Below are 4174 nucleotides of genomic sequence, written 5' to 3'. Positions count from 1 at the left end.
ACTCGGGCTCGGTTTCGGGCTCGGGCGGGGCGGCGAGCGTGCGGCGCTTCTCGAGCCTTCGAGCCCGACGGGAAAGCGGGTGGCGAGGATTCCCGGCCGAGCCGTGCTCGACGGTATCGATACCTTGCGAACGGCGACCTGGGCCTTCGAGGATTTCGGTCTGGAGTTCGTTGCCAGGAAGCTCCTGGGGCGTGGGAAGCTCATCGACAATGAAGAGCATCGCCTTCGGGAGATCCGTCGCATGTACCTCGAAGAACCGGAAGCCCTGGTGAGATACAACGTGGAGGACTGCCGGCTCGTCGAGGAGATCTTCGCCCGCACGCGGCTCATGGAGTTCGCCTTAGAGCGAGCTCGTCTGACCGGCCTCGCGATCGACCGGGTGGGAGGCTCGGTCGCCGCTTTCGACAACCTGTACCTCCCCCGACTCCATCGACGAGGCCGGGTGGCCGGGGACGTCGAAGACCGATCGCACGACGGTGAGAGCCCGGGCGGGTATGTGATGAGCTCGCGTCCGGGTTTGTTCGACAACGTCATCGTGCTCGATTTCAAGAGCCTCTATCCGAGCATCATCCGAACGTTTCGCGTGGATCCCCTCGGGCTCGCCGAAGCCGGCGACGATGCGATCGAGGGGTTTCGCGGGGCTCGATTCTCCCGCGACCGACACATCCTGCCCGGTCTCATCGCCGAGCTCTGGACCGAAAGAGACAAGGCCAAGCGCTCCGGCAACGAAGCCCTGTCGCGGGCGATCAAGATCATCATGAACTCGTTCTACGGGGTCCTGGGGACTCACGGCTGCCGGTTCTTCGACCCCAAGCTCGCGGCGAGCATTACCCTGCGCGGGCACGAGATCATCACGAAGAGCCGGGAGTGGATCGAAGAGGACGGCTACGAGGTGGTCTACGGAGACACCGACTCCCTGTTCGTCCATCTAGGCGCGGGTCTCGAAGAGTCGGAGTGCCGCGCCATTGGGGTGAGTCTCGCGAAAACCCTCACCCTTCGTTGGTCCACCCACCTCCGCGAACGGTTCGCGCTCGAGTCGTATCTCGAGCTCCAGTTCGAGACGCATTACCTGCGGTTCTTCATGCCGACGATCCGGGGCTCGGAGCAGGGGAGCAAGAAGCGCTACGCGGGTCTCGTCAAGCGCGGGGCCGGGCTCGAGCTCTCGTTCACCGGTCTGGAATCGGTGCGTTCCGACTGGACGCCGCTCGCCCGCGAGTTCCAGCGCGAAGTCTTTCGCAGGGTTCTGATGGAGGAGCCCTTCGAGGAGTACGTGCGCTCGACCGCCGACGAGCTCTTCGCCGGCAAGCGCGACCGCGAGCTCGTCTACCGAAAGCGTTTGAGGCGCCGCATGGAGGACTATCAGAAGAACGTTCCCCCTCACGCTCAGGCGGCGAGGAAATCGTCGCGACGCGGTCGCTGGATTCGCTATGTCATGACGACCAACGGTCCCGAGCCCATCGACAACAAGCGTTCGCCGCTCGACTACCAGCACTACCTCGATCGGCAGCTCGCTCCCGCCGCCGACGCGATCCTGTAGCTCGAGGGCACTTCGGTTGCGAGAATCCTCGACGCCCAGTTGAAGTTGTTCTGAGACCGTTGCGAAACGTGCGTAGACATCGGATTGCCGTTCTGCTTGTGACGTGGTGCCTGAGCGCCGTTTTCTTCATCGACGTCTGTGCCCTCGTATTCGATTGCGGTTGCCTCTCTTTATGGAATGGGGCCGCGAGCTTCTGTAACATCCACGCGGTGGACGGACCACACTGCCCCTGGTGTGCTCACCCCGCCATCGGCGGCGGCATGGCGTTCTTCGCGACGATGGCGGTGCAGCTCGGGCTCGTGCTCGCGCCGGGATCGGCGGGCTCGGCGATGAGATTGCTTTTGGCGCTCGTCGCCTTCCCGATCGTGAGCGGAATCGTCGGTTGGGCACAAGGCCTGGCATTGGGCTACTGGAGTCGCTGAAGCGAACGTGTCTTTCTCTACCGCGGCCCAGGTCCGTCGCGCTCTCAAAGCCGAGGCCAATCCCGAGAAAGCGGCTTTCTTTCCGCGCTTTTTCAAGACCGGACCCGGTGAGTACGGGGAGGGTGACCGATTCCACGGGGTCACCGTTCCCAAGTGTCGCCGTGTCGCGCGAAAAGCGCGAGAGATCGCCGATCCCGAGCTCACGAAGCTCCTCGCCTCGCCTTTCCATGAAGAGCGCGAAGTCGCCTTGTTCATTCTCGTGGATCGATTCCGGCACACGAACGACGCCGGCGAGCGCCGACGGATCTACGATTTCTACGTCCGCCATCGCCGTTTCGTGAACAACTGGGATCTCGTCGACGGGAGCGCGCCCGCAATCGTCGGCGGTTTTCTCGAGAACCGCGACCGGAGCCAGCTCTATCGCTGGGCCCGCTCGCGAAACCTCTGGGATCGTCGCATCGCCATGCTGGCGACGTTTCATTTCATCAAAAAGGGCGATTTCGACGACGCGCTCGGCATCGCCGCCGTGCTCCTCACCGACGAGGAGGACCTCATTCACAAGGCGGTCGGCTGGATGCTGCGCGAGGTCGGCAAAAAGGACCACGCCGCGCAGGAGCGCTTCCTCGAGACCCACTACCGGAAGATGCCGAGGACGATGCTCCGCTACGCCATCGAGAAGCTGCCGGAAGCGCGAAGGCAGGCGTACTTGAAGGGGAGGATCTAGCCGAGGGTCGAAAGTTCCGATCCGGTGTGACCTTTTGAGGCGTTCGTCCGACTTGAACTCGCGCGTTTCAAACCAATAAATCCTGGTGGAGGATCTTGGTAGCTCCTGGCGGTCTTGCTTGGTGAAGTTTCTGGATGGGATTCTTCTTGCAGGAATCCGAGAAGTGATGAATCCTATGTGGCGGACTCCAAACTCTCTATAACGCCGGTCGAGGTCAGCGGTTATGAAAGGCCGTGCCACCAATGGGTTGCTATTGTTGGGCGTTATATCATCGCGTATGGCTGTCGCTCTGGGCTGGTGGCATCTGCGTATGGCGTTGTATACCGTTTTTGTTTTTCGCGAAGGCGAACCCTGGACATCCTGGATCGTGATCCTCTTCGGCCCTATGGCGACCCTTCCGACCGCTCTTTTGTCGTTTTACCAAAGAGAAGCCGCTGGTTATTTTCGCTGCTATTACGTCTTTCGTCTCATTCGTTCTCGGACGACAGCACGTCGGCGAAAATTTTTGGGGGCTTCTGATAAACATACACGGCCCGATGCTTGCGGTCGGTATCGCTTTCATTTTGTAGAGCGAATGCGAGAACGCGTGACAGACTGAATTGCACCTGTGCCGCTTTAGTGTGAAGTGGTAATGCCCCATCGGGGAATGCAGCCCTCTACGCAAGGGTGAAGGGTCGGCTCTGGAACGGAAAAGGTTCATGACGATTCGGCGCAGCGACGTCTCGCGTATCGGAAATCGCTTCCTGGGATGTGAAAGCGGATGCGGGGCTCGTTCTTCGGCGCTCGACGACACTTCGATTTTGGAATGAATATAAAGTCGCTACTCCGCGACCGGTGCGAGATGACGAAGATCGACTCGTTGCGGAAGTACTTGACGCAAACGGCGCAAGCGGCGTGAGCTCGCCTGTGTCTCGCTCTCGGAGGCGAACGGTCGGTGAGCGCAATCGGACGAGGGTGGTGGTTGCTCACGCCACCAACGGGTATCAACGCTCGTTTCGCGCGGTCGATGGCGACGGAATGGCGACATCGCAAGCTGGCGCTCGCCAGACTGGAATGCTGGGATTCAGAGGCTAACGACTTCGACTTCTAGGTTTTGCCTGACTTCGTGGTCGCCCTCGAGGAGCCGGTCGATCGCATCCAACGTCGTGGCGTGGTAGTAACGTTCTCCACACTTGCGACAGACCTCAGCCTGGACGTTCTCCACGACGTAGAGCTTCCCGTGTAGCCAGTCGTGCTGACGTACCTTTTGGCGACCGTTTTGCTGCCACAGAACTCGCAGGTCATTCGTCCTCGGTCAAACGTAGACGGTAATGATCAGAAGTGCCGCCTTTTCATCAAAGCGGTAGATGACTTGGAGGATAGCGCTTTCCACGTCCGCGGGTGATCTTTCGTTGGCTTGCGCCGACGCGCGGCTTCGAGCGACCCCCGGCGGCAATCGCCCCGGAGTAGTCGCTGTTCATCCCGTGTGGTTGCCGGGCCGAACGCCTACTC

Annotated in this window: 3 protein-coding genes; all 3 read left to right on the top strand. The window is 60.9% G+C overall.

Features of this window, described 5'->3' with window-relative positions; all coding sequences use genetic code 11:
* On the top strand, positions 1-1537 hold a 1537-nt coding region (locus VEK15_24505), incomplete at its 5' end, for a DNA polymerase II (protein ID HXV63885.1).
* A 68-nt stretch (positions 1538-1605) separates the two neighbouring features.
* Positions 1606-1959: a hypothetical protein gene (locus VEK15_24500; protein ID HXV63884.1), complete on the top strand. Its 354-nt coding sequence runs from the start codon at positions 1606-1608 to the stop codon at positions 1957-1959.
* 7 nt (positions 1960-1966) lie between these two features.
* Positions 1967-2683 carry a DNA alkylation repair protein gene (locus VEK15_24495; protein ID HXV63883.1) on the top strand — a complete coding sequence of 239 codons (717 nt, stop codon included), beginning with the start codon at positions 1967-1969 and terminating at the stop codon, positions 2681-2683.
* The last annotated feature ends 1491 nt before the right edge of the window (positions 2684-4174 follow it).

This window comes from Vicinamibacteria bacterium (genome assembly GCA_035620555.1).
In the GTDB taxonomy this organism is placed as follows: domain Bacteria; phylum Acidobacteriota; class Vicinamibacteria; order Marinacidobacterales; family SMYC01; genus DASPGQ01.
Note: the sequence above shows the minus strand (reverse complement) of the source record. Positions and strands in the feature narration are given on the sequence as shown.